Annotated in this window: 1 protein-coding gene; it reads left to right on the plus strand. The window is 60.1% G+C overall.

Annotation, left to right across the window (positions count from 1 at the left end; translation table 11 throughout):
• On the plus strand, nt 1-258 hold a 258-nt coding region (locus ACOZKU_RS24380; RefSeq protein WP_421581065.1), incomplete at both ends, for a helix-turn-helix domain-containing protein.

The raw sequence follows: 258 nt of genomic DNA on the forward strand, positions 1-258 counted from the left end.
ATCGATATCATCGCGGAGAAACTTGGACGTCATCGCTCGACGATCTTCCGCGAGGTTCGGCGCAACGTCTATATCGACAAGGAATGGCCCGATCTCAGCGGCTATCATTGCACGACGGCGCATGACATGGCGTGTGAGCGTCGTGCCAAGCTGAGGAAGCTTGCCCGCTTCTCGCATGTCCGCCAGTCCGTCATTGAACGGATCGTGCACGGCTGGTCGCCGCAACAGATCGCCGGTCGGATGCGGCTGGAGCGCCAT

Source organism: Shinella sp. M31 (genome assembly GCF_049199205.1).
Classification (GTDB): Bacteria; Pseudomonadota; Alphaproteobacteria; order Rhizobiales; family Rhizobiaceae; genus Shinella.